General features: G+C 73.4%; 16 protein-coding genes and 1 tRNA gene. 11 read left to right on the top strand and 6 right to left on the bottom strand.

Annotated features, from left to right (window positions below):
• Positions 1–6: 6 nt before the first annotated feature.
• The 5 genes from D7223_RS20270 to D7223_RS20250 all read left to right on the top strand — a co-directional run bounded on the left by D7223_RS20270 (position 7) and on the right by D7223_RS20250 (position 5,024).
• Entirely contained in the window at positions 7–576 is a 570-nt protein-coding gene (locus tag D7223_RS20270; protein WP_120729996.1) for a hypothetical protein, read from the top strand.
• Positions 573–1,580, top strand: coding sequence for an AAA family ATPase (locus D7223_RS20265; protein ID WP_120729995.1), 1,008 nt, complete (start codon positions 573–575; stop codon positions 1,578–1,580). Before D7223_RS20270 ends, D7223_RS20265 begins: the two co-directional genes overlap by 4 nt.
• A complete protein-coding gene (locus D7223_RS20260; RefSeq protein ID WP_120729994.1) occupies positions 1,580–2,974 on the top strand; it encodes a DUF58 domain-containing protein in 1,395 nt (464 codons plus the stop codon). The genes D7223_RS20265 and D7223_RS20260 overlap by 1 nt, the downstream gene beginning before the upstream one ends.
• Positions 2,975–3,029: 55 nt before the next feature.
• Positions 3,030–3,590, top strand: a complete 561-nt coding sequence (locus tag D7223_RS20255; protein WP_120730183.1) for a hypothetical protein — start codon at positions 3,030–3,032, stop codon at positions 3,588–3,590.
• 102 nt (positions 3,591–3,692) lie between these two features.
• A complete protein-coding gene (locus tag D7223_RS20250; RefSeq protein WP_120729993.1) occupies positions 3,693–5,024 on the top strand; it encodes an NAD(P)/FAD-dependent oxidoreductase in 1,332 nt (443 codons plus the stop codon).
• 73 nt (positions 5,025–5,097) lie between these two features.
• On the opposite strand, the gene D7223_RS20245 is transcribed toward D7223_RS20250, so the two are convergent.
• Entirely contained in the window at positions 5,098–6,951 is a 1,854-nt protein-coding gene (locus tag D7223_RS20245) for a hypothetical protein (RefSeq protein WP_120729992.1), read from the bottom strand.
• A 91-nt stretch (positions 6,952–7,042) separates the two neighbouring features.
• Here D7223_RS20245 and D7223_RS20240 point away from each other — a divergent pair.
• The 3 genes from D7223_RS20240 (at position 7,043) to D7223_RS20230 (ending at position 8,546) form a co-directional block, all read left to right on the top strand.
• Positions 7,043–7,126: transfer RNA gene (locus D7223_RS20240), tRNA-Leu, on the top strand.
• A gap of 94 nt (positions 7,127–7,220) precedes the next feature.
• Positions 7,221–8,036, top strand: coding sequence for a Bax inhibitor-1/YccA family protein (locus D7223_RS20235; protein WP_120729991.1), 816 nt, complete (start codon positions 7,221–7,223; stop codon positions 8,034–8,036).
• 186 nt (positions 8,037–8,222) lie between these two features.
• Positions 8,223–8,546, top strand: coding sequence for a hypothetical protein (locus tag D7223_RS20230; protein WP_120730182.1), 324 nt, complete (start codon positions 8,223–8,225; stop codon positions 8,544–8,546).
• 68 nt (positions 8,547–8,614) lie between these two features.
• On the opposite strand, the gene D7223_RS20225 is transcribed toward D7223_RS20230, so the two are convergent.
• From D7223_RS20225 to D7223_RS20215, 3 genes are all read right to left on the bottom strand, one after another.
• Complete coding sequence (locus tag D7223_RS20225) at positions 8,615–9,877, bottom strand: acetyl-CoA C-acetyltransferase (protein ID WP_120729990.1); 1,263 nt, start codon at positions 9,875–9,877, stop codon at positions 8,615–8,617.
• A gap of 251 nt (positions 9,878–10,128) precedes the next feature.
• Positions 10,129–10,932: an SGNH/GDSL hydrolase family protein gene (locus tag D7223_RS20220; protein WP_120729989.1), complete on the bottom strand. Its 804-nt coding sequence runs from the start codon at positions 10,930–10,932 to the stop codon at positions 10,129–10,131.
• 64 nt (positions 10,933–10,996) lie between these two features.
• Complete coding sequence (locus tag D7223_RS20215; RefSeq protein ID WP_120729988.1) at positions 10,997–12,049, bottom strand: SGNH/GDSL hydrolase family protein; 1,053 nt, start codon at positions 12,047–12,049, stop codon at positions 10,997–10,999.
• Positions 12,050–12,199: 150 nt separating this feature from the next.
• Here D7223_RS20215 and D7223_RS20210 point away from each other — a divergent pair, with 150 nt between their 5' ends.
• The 3 genes from D7223_RS20210 (at position 12,200) to D7223_RS20200 (ending at position 14,508) form a co-directional block, all read left to right on the top strand.
• Positions 12,200–12,556, top strand: a complete 357-nt coding sequence (locus tag D7223_RS20210) for a YkvA family protein (RefSeq protein WP_120729987.1) — start codon at positions 12,200–12,202, stop codon at positions 12,554–12,556.
• A gap of 76 nt (positions 12,557–12,632) precedes the next feature.
• A complete protein-coding gene (locus D7223_RS20205; RefSeq protein ID WP_120729986.1) occupies positions 12,633–14,003 on the top strand; it encodes a cystathionine beta-synthase in 1,371 nt (456 codons plus the stop codon).
• A 67-nt stretch (positions 14,004–14,070) separates the two neighbouring features.
• Entirely contained in the window at positions 14,071–14,508 is a 438-nt protein-coding gene (locus D7223_RS20200; RefSeq protein ID WP_120729985.1) for a hypothetical protein, read from the top strand.
• Between the two features lies 1 nt (position 14,509).
• Here the strand turns inward: D7223_RS20200 and D7223_RS20195 are convergent, their stop codons facing one another.
• Together D7223_RS20195 and D7223_RS20190 are read right to left on the bottom strand one after the other, a co-directional pair.
• Positions 14,510–15,019, bottom strand: a complete 510-nt coding sequence (locus tag D7223_RS20195) for a GNAT family N-acetyltransferase (RefSeq protein ID WP_120729984.1) — start codon at positions 15,017–15,019, stop codon at positions 14,510–14,512.
• On the bottom strand, positions 15,016–15,945 hold the full coding sequence (locus tag D7223_RS20190; RefSeq protein WP_120729983.1) for a ribonuclease Z: 930 nt from the start codon (positions 15,943–15,945) through the stop codon (positions 15,016–15,018). Before D7223_RS20190 ends, D7223_RS20195 begins: the two co-directional genes overlap by 4 nt.
• Positions 15,946–16,253: the final 308 nt, after the last annotated feature.

Raw genomic sequence — 16,253 nt, 5'->3', positions numbered from 1 at the left:
GACGGCGTGAGCAGCACCAGCATCGACGATCTGCTCAGCTCGTCGGAGGAGGGCTCCGGCCCGGTCGAGCGTCCACGTGGCGGACGCCTCCGGCGGGTGCTGCGTACGCTCGTCGTCACGGCGGCCATGGTGGTCGTCCTGGTCGCCGGCCTGCGCGCGGTCGGGTTGCGGGTGCCGCTGGTGGTGCTGGTGGCCGCGGTGCTCGCGGTGCTCGCGGTCCGGCGGGTGACCGCCGGCCTGGCGCCCCCGCCGCCGCCCCGCGCCGGCTCCCGCACGTTCGACGGCGACGTCCCGGCTCCCCGGGACGCGGTGCGGACCGCCATCAACGGGTGGGAGGTGCCGCTGGACTGGTCGGCCAACCGCCCGGAACGCTTCACGCAGGTGGTGCTGCCCCGGATCGGTGACCTCGCCGACGAACGCCTGCGGCTGCGGCACGGCGTCACCCGCGAATCGGACCCGGCCCGGGCCCGCGCCCTGCTGGGCGAGCGGCTCTGGACCTTCCTGGAAACACCGCCCCGTCGCACCCCGTCGCCGCGCGACCTCGCGGCGATCGTCGCCGAACTGGAGAAGACATGAACGACGTGGACCGCAGCATCCCCGCCACCGAGGTCGGCCACCTCGCGCGGGCGGTGCTGGACGCGGTAGGCCAGGTCGTCGTCGGCAAGCGGGACGCGCTGGAGCTGGTGCTGGCCGGGATCCTGGCCGGCGGGCACGTGCTGCTGGAGGACCTGCCCGGCCTGGGCAAGACGCTCACCGCGCGCTCGTTCGCGCAGGCGCTCGGGCTGGACTTCCGCCGGCTCCAGTTCACTCCCGACCTGCTCCCCGCCGACGTCACCGGTTCCTTCCTGTACGACCAACGCACCGGCGACTTCTCGTTCCGCGCCGGCCCGGTCTTCACCAACCTGCTGCTGGCCGACGAGATCAACCGGACCCCGCCGAAGACGCAGTCCGCCCTGCTGGAGGCCATGCAGGAGAAGCAGGTGTCGGTGGAGGGCGTCACCTACCGCCTGGACGAGCCGTTCCACGTGCTCGCCACCGCCAACCCGATCGAGTACGAGGGCACCTACCCGCTGCCCGAGGCGCAGCTCGACCGGTTCCTGCTGCGGGTCTCCTTCGGCTATCCCCGGCACGACGAGGAGTGGGAGGTGCTGCGCCGGCGGATGGCCCGCCGCCGCGAGGAGGCGGAGATCAAACCGGTCGTCGACGCCGCCACCCTGCGGGCGATGCAGTCGGCGCTGGAGGACGTGGTGGTCGAGGATTCCGTCGGCCACTACATGGTGTCGCTGACCGCGGCCACCCGTGAGCACCCGTCGGTGCTGGTCGGCGCGTCGCCGCGTGGCTCGCTGGCGCTGCTGCTGCTGTCCCGCGTCCGCGCGGTGATGGCCGGTCGGGACTACGTGGTGCCGGAGGACGTGAAGGAGGTGGCGGTGCCCGCGCTGGCGCACCGCATCACGCTGCGGCCGGAGATGTGGCTGCGCCGGGTCGATCCGTCCTTCGTGGTCGGTGAGGTGCTGGAGGGCACGCCGGCCCCGGCCAGCGGCGCGCTGCCCAGCTACGCGGCCGGCCGGCCCGGACGCTGATGGTCACGGCCACCGGACCCGCCCGGAGCGAGGTGTCGGACCCGGAGCCGGCGACCGGTTGGACGCCGACCCGGGCGCTGGGCCGTGCCGTGCTGCTGACCGGTCTGCTCCTGGTCGCCGGGGTGCTGCTGGGCCGGGTCGACCTGATCGTGCTCGCCGCGCCCCTCGCGCTGGGCACCGCGTACGCGCTGCGCCGCCGGCCGGTCGCCCTGCCGCAGGTGTGGATCAGCCAGGACGAGGAGCACCTGGTGGAGGGCGGCGAACTGACCGCCACGGTCAGCGTCGGCAACCCGGACCTGGTCGACTACGACGTGGCGGTGGCCCGCGCCCGGGTGTCGTCCTGGCTGCGGATCGAACGGAGCACGATCGGCGGGGCGACCCACCTCTCCGACGCGGCGTCGCCGGCCGACCGTCCCTTCGTGACCGGCGTCCCCCGGGACACCGCCGTGGACCTGACCCTGCAGGGACGCGCCCTGCGCTGGGGCCGGCACCCGATCGGTCCGGCCGGCGCCCGGGTGGCCGCCGCGCAGGGCCTGCTGGTGTCCCGCGCGGTCATCGCCGAACCGGCCCGGGTGCGGGTGTACCCGGTGACCGAGCCGTTCGAGGCGGTGGAGGCGATGCCCCGTGCGGCCGGCCTGGTCGGCGCGCACCACTCGCGCCGCCCCGGCGAGGGCGGCGAACTGGCCGGCGTACGCGTCTTCGCACCCGGCGACCGGCTGCGCCGCATCGACTGGCGGGTGTCGCTGCGGGCGCGGCAGTTGCACGTGGCGGCCACCCTGTCCGACCGGGACGCCGAGGTGGTGGTCCTGCTCGACGTGCTGGCCGAGGCGGGCCGGTCCGGCGGGGTGCAGGGAGCGGCCTCGGTGCTGGACACGACCGTCCGGGCCGCCGCCGCCATCGCCGAGCACTACCTGTACCGGGGCGACCGGGTGGCCCTGCTGGAGCACGGCCCGGCCGCCCGTCGGCTCCGCCCGGCCACCGGCCGCCGGCAGTACCTGACCGTGCTGGAGTGGCTGCTCGACGTGCGCGCCGAGTCCGCGCCGCAGCAGTCGTACGACCATCTCTTCGGCCCACAGCTGCTCTCCGCCGACGCGCTGGTGGTGGTCCTCACCCCGCTGCTGGACGAGCGGTCCGCGCAGATGCTGGCCGGGCTGGCCCGCTCCGGACGGTTCGTGGTGGCGGTGGACACCCTGCCCGCCGACCTTCCGTCGCCGAAGGACCGGGGGTGGGCCGAGGTCGCCTACCGGCTGTGGCGGCTGGACCGGGACACGATGATCGACCAGTTGCGCGAGCACGGGGTGCCGGTGGTCCGCTGGGCCGGTGCCGGCAGTCTCGACCAGGTGCTGCGGGACGTGGCCCGGCTGGCCCTCGCCCCCCGGGTCGGTGGCCGGTGAGCGCGAGGAACGCGGCGGAGCGGAGTCCCGCGGTCGCGAACGAAAGGCCGGCACGGTGAGGGCTGTCACGTCGCGGCTGCGGGACGCGCGGACCGCGCTGGTCCGGGTCAGCCCCACCGTGCTGCTGGTGCGGGCCGGGATCTTCCTCGGGGTGCTGGTCGGGCTGGTGCTCGCGTACCCGGCGGAGGTCTTCCTCGGCCGAGCTCTCGGCGGCCTGCTGCTGGTGGCGTTGCTGCCCGCGCTGAGTCCGCGCCGGGTCTGGCCGACGTTCGCGGCGCTGGTCACCGTCGGCGGGTGGTTGCTCGCCACCGACGGGTACGGCCGGCCGATCGCGCTGTGGCGGCTGCTCGCGGTGGCGGCGGTGCTCTACGTCACGCACACCCTCTGTGCGCTGGCCGCCGTCCTGCCGTACGACGCGGTGGTGGACCCGGAGGTGGTCGTCCGCTGGCTGGTCCGGGCGGGCGCCGTGGTGCTCGCCGCCTCGGTTCTCGGCGTCCTGCTGGTGGAGCTGGCGGCCCTCGGCGGGGGCGAGGGTTTCCAGGTGGCGACCCTGGCGGGGCTTCTGGTGGCGGCTCTGGTGACCGCGTTGCTGGGGTGGCTGCTGCGCCGCAGGTGAACCGTCGGACAGGAGAGTTACCCAGCTCACAGGGGTTGTGCTCCGTCACAGATGGGGGCCGCGCGCGGGATTAGCGGAGCCGGCCGGGGAAAGATAGATGACGTGAACCCGAAGCGGATCCTTGTGGTGGGTGCCGGGCACGTCGGTCTCTACGCGGCCCTGCGCCTGTCGAAGAAGCTCAGCTCCCGTGAGGCTGAGGTCATCGTGGTCGACCCCCAGCCCCACATGACCTACCAGCCGTTCCTGCCCGAGGCCGCGGCCGGCAACATCTCGCCGCGGCATTCCGTGGTGCCGCTGCGTCGCGAGTTGCGCAAGTGCAAGGTCGTGGCGGGGGCGGTGAAGCGGATCGACCACGACCGCAAGACCGCGGTGGTGCAGCCGATCAGCGGCCCCGCCCGGGAGATCCCGTACGACCACGTGGTCGTCGCCCCCGGTTCGGTGTCCCGGACGCTGCCGATCCCCGGCCTGCACGAGCACGGCATCGGGTTCAAGACCATCGGCGAGGCGATCTACCTCCGTAACCACGTGCTGGACCGGCTCGATGTGGCGGCGGCCACCGCCGACCCGCGGGTCCGGCGCTCGGCGCTGACGTTCACCTTCGTCGGCGGTGGCTACGCCGGCATCGAGGCGCTCGCCGAGATGGAGGACATGGCCCGGGACGCGCTGAAGTACTACCCGGAGCTCCAGCCGGAGGACATGCGCTGGGTGCTGGTCGAGGCGACCCAGCGGGTGCTGCCCGAGGTCGACCGGGACATGGGTGCCTACACGGTGCAGCAGCTGCTCAAGCGGAACATGGACATCCGGCTGGACACCCGGCTGGAGTCCTGCGTCGACGGGGTGGTGAAGCTCTCCGACGGTGACAGCTTCTCCTCCGACACCATCGTCTGGACGGCGGGCGTCAAGCCCTCGCCGATGCTCGACGCGACCGACTTCCCGCGCGACGAGCGCCGCCGGGTCACCTGCCTGCCCACCCTCCAGGTCGTCGACGGCGACCGGGTGTTGGACGGCGCGTGGAGTGCCGGTGACTGCGCGGCCGTGCCGGACCTGACCAAGGAGCCGGGCAACTACTGCTCGCCGAGCGCGCAGCACGCGGTGCGGCAGGCCGCCCGGATGGCCGACAACATCGTCAACGTCATCCGTGGCCGTGAGCCGGTGGACTACAAGCACAAGCACGCCGGCAGCGTCGCCAGCCTCGGCCTGCACAAGGGCGTCGCGCAGGTCTACGGGATCAAGATGACCGGCTGGCCGGCGTGGTTCATGCACCGGACCTACCACATGAGCCGGATCCCGTCGTTCAACCGGAAGGTCCGGGTGGTGGTCGACTGGTCCCTGGCGTTCTTCCTCAAGCGCGAGGTGGTCGCCCTCGGGCAGCTGCACGACCCGCGCGAGGAGTTCGTCGAGGCCTCCCAGCCGGTCGGCGCAACCCGGGTGTAAAAGGTGTAAGCAGGGGCCCCTTCCTAACGTTTGCGGTAGAGGAGGGGCCCCTTCTTAACGCCCGGACGCGGTCTCAGACCCGCCAGATCCAGGCGTCGGCGATCCGGGTCGACGGGCCGTAGAGCTGCTCCAGGGTGGCCCGCAGGCTGTCCGCGTACGGGGTGTCCTCCGCCAGTGCCACGCAGGACGCGCCCCAGAAGTCGGCGTCCGCCGCCGCCTGGCGCCGCTGCTCCTCCCCGACGACCGGGCGCAGGCCCCGCTTGGCGATGTCGGCCAGCAGGACCGAGGTGGGCTGCTTGGACGTGCCCATGGTCGGCGAGCCGTTCCGCCCGTACGGGCCGATGAAGAATCCCTCCGGCATTCCGAACCCGGCGTCGGCCGCGGTCGCCCACCGCATCGGCCAGGGATCGCTCGGCGTGGCCGGTGGCACCGGCACCAGCACCCCGCCCGGCGGCACGCACTGCCGCCAGTGCCCGCCGGTGACGAACTCCGGCAGCGGCGGGCGCTCGGCGGTGGGCAGCGGCATCGGGAACAACGGCAGCAGCGCCGCGCCGACCGCCGCCGGCACCAGCCGCCGTACCGGGCCGGTGCCCGCCGCCGCCCGGTCGACGGCCAGCACCAGAAGGGTGCCGGCCAACGGGAGCACCGCCAGCGCGAACCGCATCGGCAGCGCGCCGTCCACCACCGGCAGGCCCGCCAGCAGCGCGTACGGTCCGGGCACCCCGGTGCGCTCCCCGTCCACCACGAGCCGGGGACCGAGCGACAGCGCGCCCATCGTCACCGCGGCGACCAGGCAGGCGACCGCCAGCGGCCGGCGGCCCAGCCACACCGCGCCTGCGACGGTGACCAGGAGCAGCGGCCAGCCGAGGAAGGTGTTGTACTCGGCCGGGCCGGTGGTCAGCCGGGCCGCCTCGTCACCGCCGGCCACGGACAGCGGCGACACCGTCCACCAGCTGCGCAGGTCCGCCGAGAAGTAGCGCGGACTGAACAGGCCCTCGGCGACGCCCTGCGGCCCGAGGAACTGGAACCACAGCGGCCAGCCGACGACCAGCAGGGCCAACCCGGCGGCGGTCAGCAGCCCGCCGGCGAAGCCGGGCAGGGCGCGCCGCACCAGGTCCCGGTCCACCACGGCGTACGTGACGGCCATCACCAGCAGGGTGACGAACGTCAGGAAGAGCACCTCCTCGCCGACGAAGACCTGGGCGCTGACCGCGGCGGCCAGGCCCACCGCCGAGCTGAGCAGCCGCCGGCGGTCCGGCATCCCGGCCGGCGTACGCGTGGGGTCGGCGGCGCGCAGCATCCGGACGACCAGCCAGACGATCACCGGGACCAGCCACTGCGCGGTCATGTGCAGGTGGCTGTTGGTCTGCGAGACCATTCCCGGCCCAAAGCCGCACAGCCCGGCGCCCAGCGCGGCGGCGAGCCGGCGGGCGCCCAGCGTCCGGGTGAACAGCAGGTACCAGGCGACCGCCGTCCCGACCAGGTTGCCGGCGGCCAGCAGCGCGAAGGTCACCGGCGCACCGAAGGCCAGGGTGACCGGGGCGAAGAGGACACCGAGGGCGATGACGGTGGTGTTCGCCATCAGGTTCACCCCGTCCGGGGCGTTGAGCCGGTCGCTGAGCAGGTCGAAGTCGCCGAGCAGGGCCCGCGCGTCGACCGCCAGGAACCACTCGTAGAGGGCCTGGTCGGCCGGGTTGAGGGCCATCGTCCGGCTACCCGGGTCGGGCCACAGGCCGCCGGTGAGCCAGCCGGCCACCGCCACGAAGAGCAGGGCCACCGCCAGATCGGCCCGAGCCCGCGTCGCCGCCTGCCGGGTTCGCGTCCCGGCGACCCGCAGCCCGCTCGACCAGCGCCGAGGTGATCGGGCGGTGCGGCGTACGTCCTGGTCAGAGGCGGCGTCGGGGGCCGTGGGGGCTGCGCTGCTCACGGCATCGACCCTAGTGCCGGCACCGCCACGGGGTACGCCGGGTCACGGCCGACCCGCTACGGTGGCACTGCACCGTGCGTGCGCCTCACCCGCCCGGGTGGTGGAACGGCAGACACGGCCGCCTTAAAAGCGGCTGCCGCAAGGCGTGCGGGTTCGACCCCCGCCCCGGGCACCACCGCTTTCCGCCTGGTGATCTCCACGGACGTGGCTTCGCCGTCTACTCTTGACCTGCACGTGACGTGCAATGACCCCCTGAGGGAGGCCTGACAGTGAAGACTTCGAACCCGGTGCTCGCCCGGCTCGGCCAGGCGGCCGAGCGGGAGCGCTCCGCCGGGTACGCCCCGACCGGGCCGTACGGACAGCCCGGCTACCCCCAGCAGTACCCGACGGAGGCCGGCTACCCGGCTGCTCCGCCGGCCGTCAACACCATGTCGGTCGACGACGTGGTGGTCAAGACGGTCACTCTCCTCGGCATCCTCGGCATCTCCGCCGCGGCCGCCTGGGTCCTGGTCCCGGACGCGCTGCTCGGCGCGGCCTGGATCGGCGCGGCGGTGGTCGGTCTGGTGCTCGGCCTGATCATCTCGTTCTCCCGGATGGCGAACCCGGCGCTGGTCGTCGCGTACGCCGTCGTCGAGGGCGTCTTCGTCGGCATGGTCAGCAAGTTCTTCGAGTCGCTCTACGACGGCATCGTGCTCCAGGCGGTGACCGCCACGTTCGGCGTGTTCTTCCTGATGGCGGTGCTCTACCGGGCGAAGGTCATCCGGGCCACGCCGGCGTTCGTCAAGGGCATGATCGCCGTGATGGCGGGCCTGTTCGCCGTCATGCTGATCAACCTGGTGCTGGCACTGTTCGGCGTCAACACCGGTCTGCGCGACGGCAGCCCGCTGGCCATCGGTTTCAGCCTGGTCTGCATCGTGGTGGCCTCGCTGAGCTTCGTGCTCAGCTTCAAGGAGGTCGAGGACGGGGTCCGGATGGGGCTGCCGCAGCGCTACTCCTGGGTCGCCGCCTTCGGCATCCTGGTCAGCCTGGTCTGGCTCTACATCGAGATCCTGCGCCTGCTGAGCTACTTCCAGGGCGACGACTGACAAGTCCCCGACAGCACCCATCCCAAGCGGCGCCCGGCCCCACCCAGGGGACGGGCGCCGTCCCGTCCCACTCCACCCGCACCCGTGTTGATCATGGGGTTGACGGGCGAGTTGATCACGAATCCACCCGTCAACCCCATGATCAACGCAGTTGGGGGGGTGGATCCGTAGACTGCGGGGGTGGGGTTGGGGTGGGGCGGGGAACTCGGGCGGGCGGTGGAGCTGCTCGTGCGGCAGGTGGGGCACTGGCAGCAGCCGCGGTGGGCGGCGCCCGCCGCGACCGGGAACGTGTCGCGGGCGGATCTGGTGCACCGGCTGGTCCAGGAGATCGCCAACCTGGCCGCCGACGCCGAGGGCCAACCACGCCGTACCGTTCCCCGGCTCGACAACGACCTCGCCCTGCCCGACCAGCTCCGGGTGATCGCCGCCGACCTGATGGCGGCCGGCCCGTCCGCCGAGGTGCTGGCCCGGGCCACCGCCGAGGTCACCGCCACCCGCACGGCGCTCTGACCGACCCCGGTCCGGGTACGCGACGGCCCGCCGACCCGGTGCCGGGTGGGCGGGCCGTCGTACGGGTGTCAGCTCAGCCGCTCGAGCACCATGGCCATGCCCTGACCGCCGCCGACGCACATGGTCTCCAGACCGATGGTCTTGTCGTGCCAGTCGAGGGCGTTGAGCAGGGTGCCGGTGATCCGGGCGCCGGTCATGCCGAAGGGGTGGCCGATCGCGATCGCCCCGCCCATCACGTTCAGCTTCTCCTCCGGGATGCCGAGCTGCCGGTAGGAGGGGATCACCTGGGCGGCGAACGCCTCGTTGATCTCCACGAGATCCACGTCGTCGATGGTCATGCCGGCCCGCTTGAGCGCCTGCTTGGAGGCCTCGACCGGGCCGAGGCCCATGATCTCCGGGGAGAGCGCGGTCACGCCGGTGGAGACGATCCGGGCCAGCGGGGTCAGGCCCAGGTCACGGGCCCGCTGGGCGCTCATCACCACCACGGCGGCGGCCCCGTCGTTGAGCGGGCAGCAGTTGCCGGCGGTGATCCGGCCGTCCGGACGGAACACCGGCTTGAGCCCGGCGACCCCCTCCAGGGTCACCCCGGCCCGCGGGCCGTCGTCGGTGCCGACCACGGTGCCGTCCGGCGTGGTGACCGGGGTGATCTCCCGGGCCCAGAAGCCGTCGGCGATCGCCTTCTCGGCGAGGTTCTGGCTGCGTACGCCGAACTCGTCCATGTCGGCGCGGCTCACGTCGTACGCCTGGGCCAGGTTCTCGGCGGTCTGGCCCATGGTCAGGTAGATGTCCGGCAGCTCGCCGGCCTCCCGCGGGTCGGACCACACCTCGGCCCCACCCTGCGCCCGGCGGGCGGACCGCTCGCGGGCGGCGGCGAAGCGCGGGTTCTCCCAGCCGCCGCCGACCAGCGCCTGCGCCTCCGGGGGCAGACCGTCGGAGTTGCCCCGGGCGTACCGCGAGACGGTCTCCACACCGGCGGAGACGAACACGTCGCCCTCGCCGGCCCGGATCGCGTGCATGGCCATCCGGGTGGTCTGCAACGACGAGGCGCAGTAGCGGGTCAGCGTGGCACCCGGCAGACCGTCGAGGCCCATCAGGGTGGCGACCACCCGGGCCATGTTGAAGCCCTGCTCGCCACCGGGCAGGCCACAACCCAGGTAGAGGTCGTCGATCTCCGTCGGGTCGAGCTGCGGGATCTTGTCGAGGGCGGCCCGCACGATGGTCGCGGCGAGATCGTCCGGGCGGACGTCGCGCAGGGACCCCTTGTGCGCCCGGCCGATGGGGGAGCGGGCGGTGGCGACGATGACGGCGTCGCGGGACGACTCGGTCGGCATGAACCAACGTTAACCCGCCGGTAACATCGCCCGGAAGACGCGCCGCCGGCGGGAAATGTCACCCCGAGACGTCGATGATCACGCTCGATCCCGGAAGTAGTGGCCTCCGTCGTCCCTCGATGCCACTACATCAGGGATCGAGCGCGATCTTGCCCGCGCAGCGGGGCGGGCGCGCCCGGCGGGCGCGGCGCGCGCGGCGGGCGCGGCGGGGCCCGCGCGGCGGGCGCGGCAGGGTGGGGCGTACTCCGTGGTCAATGCCGTTGGGCGACCGCCGCGGCGGCGGCCACCGCGGGCAGCAACGCGTGCGCCCACACCCGGTAGCCGTCGGCGGAGGGGTGGAAGCCGTCGTGGCAGAGGGTCCCGGCGTCGGCGCGGAAGACCGGCCCGGTCTCGGTGCCCAGGTCGACCACGGTGCCGCCCGCGTCGAGCACCGCGGCGGTCTGCGCCCGGGCGACGCGCCGCCCGGACCAGCCGACCACATGCCGCAGGGGCGGCGCGATCGCCCGGACCGCGCCGAGGTCGGGGCAGGTGCCGACGACGACCTCGACCCGCGCCTCGCGCAGCCGGTGCACGGCCGAGCCGAGGTACGCGGCGGCGTCGCCGGGCCGGCGCAACGTGGTGGCGTCGTTGGCGCCGATCAGGATCACCGCCACGTCGGGGCGGTCGCCGAGCAACGCCCGGGCAACCTGGGTGGCCAGGTCGGTCGAGCGGGAGCCGGAGACGCCGACGCTGGACAGGTGCACCTGCCGGCCGGTGGGGCCGTCGGCGAGCAGGTTGGCCAACTGCCCGCCGATGGTGTGGTCGAGCCGGTCGACGCCGACGCCGAGGGCCGACGAGTCGCCCAGCAGCACCAGCCGCAGCGGGGGCGCGCCGGCCCGGCCGACCGTGGCCCGCAGGGCCAGGCCCAGTTCGGGTTGCGCGTAACGGCGGTGCCGGGCGGCGAGGGCCTGACCGGCCAGGACGGCTGCGCTGCCGACCGTGCCGGCGACCATCCAGAGGGCCGCCGCGCGGCCCATCCGGCCGGCGATCGTCGAAGGGGACGGGGAGTCGCTCATGGCGCGGCCTCCAGGTGCTCGTGGCCGGCGGGACGACCCGCCGGCCCGGTGGTGGTCGGCTCACTCATGCCAGTCCCTCCACGGTGGGTGACTCGGCGGCCGGGCCGGACGGGGCGACGGCGCTGACACCGAAGAAGGCCCGGCGGCGCAGCTGCGCCCACCGGCCCCCGGGGCCGCGGTCACGACCCCGGACCTGGACGCCGCTGACCTCCGTGCCGGCGTGCCGGGCCGCCTCCTGCGCGGCCTCCGGCAGCGACCGTACGCCTTCGCCCGGAGCCGCCGCGGCCCGCCGTTCCCGGCCGGTGCCGAGGGCGGACAGCACGGTCGGCAGGAGCGCGGCGGCGGCCACCGCGTAACCCTCCGCCGAGGGGTGGAACCGGTCCCAGGCGAACATCCGGGTGGGTTCGGCGGCGAAACGGGGCCCGAGCAGGTCGCCCAGGGAGACCGTCCAGCCGCCGGCCTCGACGATGGCCACCGTCTGGGCGGCGGCGAGCTGCCGGCTCCAGCGACGGGCCAGCCACCGCAGCGGCGGCTGGATCGGTTGGATGGCGCCCAGGTCCGGGCAGGTGCCGACGACCACCTCGCAGCCGGCGGCGCGCAGCCGCCGGACCGCGTCGACCTGGTAGCGCACGGCGAGTGTGTGCGGGGTGCGGTTGGTGATGTCGTTGCCGCCGATCAGGATCACCGCCACGTCCGGCTGGCACTCCAGCGCCGCGTCGACCTGGTGGCGCAGCACGGCGGAGACCGCGCCGACCACGGCGAACCGGTGCAGCCGGACCGGCCGTTGCAGCCGCCGGGACAGGCCGGTGGCGAGCAGCGCGCCGGGAGTCTCCCGCCGGCGGAGCACCCCGTAACCGGCGGCCGACGAGTCGCCGAGCACCACCATGGTCACCGCCGGCCCGGGGAACTTCGCGCCGTACACCCCGTCGCAGCGCGGTGGCGGGGCCTCGGCCATCGGGATGGTCCGGCGGGCCTGGCGCGCCTGGCCGAGGAGGACGCCGCCGGTGGCGAAGGCGGCGGCGGCGGTCGCGCCCGTGCCGATCGCCGCGAAGCGGGCGACCTGTCGGACGCGCTGCCAGCGCGGACCAACTGCGACGGCGGAACCAGCGACCCCCATGAACCGACATTATCGCGCCGGCACGACACGCCGCTGTCGTCGTGCCGGCGCTCGGGTGCCTGGAAGACGACGCAGCGGGGTATCTGTCAGAGCGGACGGCCGGGCTTGCGCGGACCCGCCACCCTGGCGTACGGAGAGGGGCTGGAGAGCATGGGGAAGACACTGCAACGCAGCGCGGCGCTCACCGCGCTGGCGCGGGCGCTGATGGCCGGGGCACGCGGCGGCCCGTCGCTGGGCAAGCGGGTCGCGGCGCTGCCGCGGATGATCCGGGCCACCGCCCGGGGGGAGTACGACGGAGGGCTGCGGCTGGCGCTGATGACCGCCGCCACGGCCTACATCGTGTCGCCGGTCGACCTGCTGCCGGAGCTGCCGCTGGGGCTGTTCGGGCTCGCCGACGACGCGGTCATGGTCACCTGGCTGGCCGGCAGCGTGCTGTCGGAGACCGAACGGTTCCTGGAGTGGGAGGCGCGGCGCAGCTCCGTCGTCCCGGGGCAGGTGGTGGGCTGACGGCACGTAGGCTGGGCGACGAGTATTCGTCTGCCCGGCCGCCTCCGGCGGCGCCGGAGGAGAAGGGCACAACCACGTGCAGTACTACGACAACGTCGTCGAGCTGATCGGCAACACCCCGCTGGTACGGCTGCGCAACGTCACCGAGGGCATCCAGGCGACCGTGCTGGCGAAGGTCGAGTACCTGAACCCGGGCGGTTCGGTGAAGGACCGGATCGCCCTGCGGATGGTGGAGGACGCCGAGGCGGCGGGAATCCTGAAGCCGGGCGGCACCATCGTCGAGCCGACCAGCGGCAACACCGGCGTCGGGCTGGCGCTGGTGGCCCAGCTCAGGGGCTACCGGTGTGTGTTCGTCTGCCCGGACAAGGTCAGCCAGGACAAGCAGGACGTGCTGCGGGCGTACGGGGCCGAGGTCGTGGTCTGCCCGACCGCGGTGGCCCCGGAGGACCCGCGCTCCTACTACAACGTCTCCGACCGGCTGGCCCGCGAGATCCCCGGCGCGTGGAAGCCCGACCAGTACAGCAACCCGGCCAACCCGCGCTCGCACTACGAGGAGACCGGCCCGGAGCTGTGGCGGCAGACCGAGGGGGCGATCACCCACTTCGTCACCGGTGTGGGCACCGGTGGCACCATCTCCGGCATCGGTCGCTACCTGAAGGAGGCGTCCGAGGGTCGGGTGCGGGTCGTCGGCGCGGACCCGGAGGGATCGGTCTACTCCGGCGGCACCGGCCGGCCGTACCTGGTCGAGGGCGTCGGTGAGGACTTCTGGCCGGAGACGTACGACCGGGGGGTCGCCGACGAGATCATCGAGGTCTCGGACAAGGCGTCGTTCGAGATGACCCGCCGGCTGGCCCGCGAGGAGGGCCTGCTGGTCGGCGGTTCCTGCGGGATGGCCGTCGTCGCGGCGCTGGAGGTGGCCCGCAGGGCCGGCCCGGACGACGTGGTGGTGGTGCTCCTGCCGGACTCCGGCAAGGGTTACCTGTCGAAGATCTTCAACGACAAGTGGATGGCCCGGTACGGCTTCCTGGACGACTCGGGCACCGAACCGACCGTGGCCGACGCGCTGGCCAGCAAGCCGGGCGGCCTGCCGGAGCTGGTGCACGTGCACCCGACCGAGACGGTCCGCGACGCGATCGACTACATGCGCGAGTACGGCGTGTCCCAGCTCCCGGTGCTCAAGGCCGAGCCGCCGGTGGTAACCGGTGAGGTCGCCGGCTCGATCGCCGAGCGGGACCTGCTCGACGCGCTGTTCACCGGGCAGGCGCACCTGCACGACACCATCGAGCGGCACATGGGCGATCCGCTGCCCATGATCGGCGGAGGTCAGCCGGTCAGCGAGGCGGTGACGATGCTGGAGAAGTCCGACGCGGCCCTGGTGCTGGTCGACGGCAAGCCGAAGGGCGTCCTCACCCGCCAGGACCTGCTGGCCCACCTCGGCGCGCGCTGAACTGTCTGAACGGTCCCCTGCCGCCCTGGGCGGCGGGGGACCTTTCGAGCACCGCTGAGGAGGCAGGATGGCGAGTCGGCACTGGGATCTGGGAGTCGAGGGAAACCTCGTCTGGCGTTACTTCCCCGAAGGGCGGGAGACCATCGCCCGGCTCGTCGCCGACTCCTTCGAGTACGGCACCGACGACGACCTGCCACCGCAGGTGTTGGACCAGTTCGAGTACTACACCCACGTGGTCGGTCCGCTGGTGTACGACCACCTCGGGAGCCGACCGTTGGATCCCGACCTGCTGCGCCGCTTCTGCGCGTTCTGTCGGGAGCTGCTCGCGCACGCCGACGCCCATCCCGGCCCGGTCGCCTGGGAGATCGAGTATCACCTGCAGATGTACGCGCTGTACGACCTCGACGCCCCGAAGGTGACCGAGGCGCTGCGGGCGGCGGATCCCGAACTGGTGAGGATCATCGACCAACGGTGGCCCGGCATGGCGGCCGAGTCGACGGAGTGAGTCAGAGGCGTCGTTCGTAGCGGAGCTGGGGGACGGACACGGGCCCGATCCGGTCCTGCCGCTCCTCGCCGGTCGGCCGCCAGTCGCCCCGCTCGTAGAATCGTCGCGCGACGGCGTTCTCCTTGAGCACCCAGAGCACCCCCCGGGACCAGCCGCGGGCCCGCATGGCGGCGAGCGCGTCCACCATCAGGGTCCGGCCGGTGCCCCGGCCGCGCTCGTCCGGCTCCAGGTGGATCGCGTTGAGCAGGCCGGTGGCCGGGTCGCCATCGTCGTCCGGCCCCAGGTAGCTGAAGCCCACCAACCGGCCGTCGCGTTCGGCGACGGTCATCCGGTGGTCGGTGCCCTCCCAGAGCAGCCGCTCCACCCAGTAGCGCCCCATCTCCTGCGGCGAGGGTGAGACCAGCCCTTCCGGTGGCAGGATGTCCGAGTATGCCGCCACCCGGGAACGTTGGTGCAGGGCGCCCACCGCCATCAGGTCGTCGACGGTGGCGCGGCGGAGCGTGACGGTCACCCGGCCGAGGCTACCCGGCGCGGCGGCACCGGCACGGTGGTCAGGTCCGCCGCGATCACCAGGTCGCCGTCGAAGTGTTCCCGGGCCTCGTCGGCGAAGCGGCCGGTGCCGGCGTACCGCTGGGAGAAGTGGGTCAGCACGAGCCGGCGTACGCCCGACTCGGTGGCCACCCGCGCGGCCTGCGCCGCGGTGAGGTGGCCGACCTCGGCGGCCAGCGCGGCCTCGGAGTTGAGGAAGGTCGACTCGATGACCAGCAGGTCGGCGTGCTCGGCGAGGGCGTACACCCCGTCGCACAGGCCGGTGTCCATCACGAAGGCGAACCGCTGACCCGGCCGGGGCACGCTCACCTCGTCCCGGGTGACGCGGCGTCCGCCCACGTCGAGGTGGCCGACGCGGAGCAGCTCGCCGACCGCCGGACCCGCGATGCCGTACGCGGACAGCCGCTCCGGCAGCATCCGGCAGCCGTCCGGCTCCACCAGCCGGTAGCCGTAGGTGTCGATGGGGTGCCGCAGCCGGCGGGCTTCGAGCGTGCCGCCGCGCAGCGCGATCCGTTGCCCGTCGGCCTCGATCGGGGTCACGGCCAGCTCGGCGGTCTCGTGGAAGGAACTGGCGTGCCGGAGCCGGGCGAAGTAGTCGGCGCCCTCGGCGGGGAAGTGCACCGCCACCGGGTGCGGTACCCGGTCCAGGGAGAGGCGTTGGATGGTGCCGGGCAGGCCGAGGCAGTGGTCGCCGTGGAAGTGGGTGACGCAGATCCGGGTCAGGTCGGTGGCGGTGACCGTGGTGTGCAGCAGTTGCCGTTGGGTGCCCTCGCCCGGGTCGAAGAGGATCACCTCGTCGTCCCAGCGCAACACGTAACCGTTGTGGTTGCGCGCGCGGGTGGGTGCCTGACTGGCCGTACCGAGCACCACCAGCTCGCGCATCGACACGTGACCGCTCCAGAATTGAACGACCCCCGGGGCTTCCGCGCTGACGCGCGGGCCGGCTGGACTGGGCCGGCACCCCGGGGGTCGGGTGGCTGTCGTGGTTTCGCCGCACCGCTGCCACACGGTCTCGACGATCATGCATTGTCCGCCTCGCGGCGGACGGGTTTTCACTGTCGAGGACAGCGGCTAGCGGACAGCCACCTCACGAGTCCGATTGCTATACAAGTCTGGACCACCTCCTTTCCCGTGTACCGTCACGCTATCCAGATCCCGGGGGCCTCGGCAACGGATTTCGATCACAGGCTCGCCGG

It is taken from the genome of Micromonospora endolithica, assembly GCF_003626595.1.
GTDB classification, from domain to species: Bacteria; Actinomycetota; Actinomycetes; order Mycobacteriales; family Micromonosporaceae; genus Micromonospora; species Micromonospora endolithica.
The sequence above is the reverse complement of the archived record's forward strand: the minus strand, read 5'-3'. Positions and strand labels throughout refer to the sequence as shown.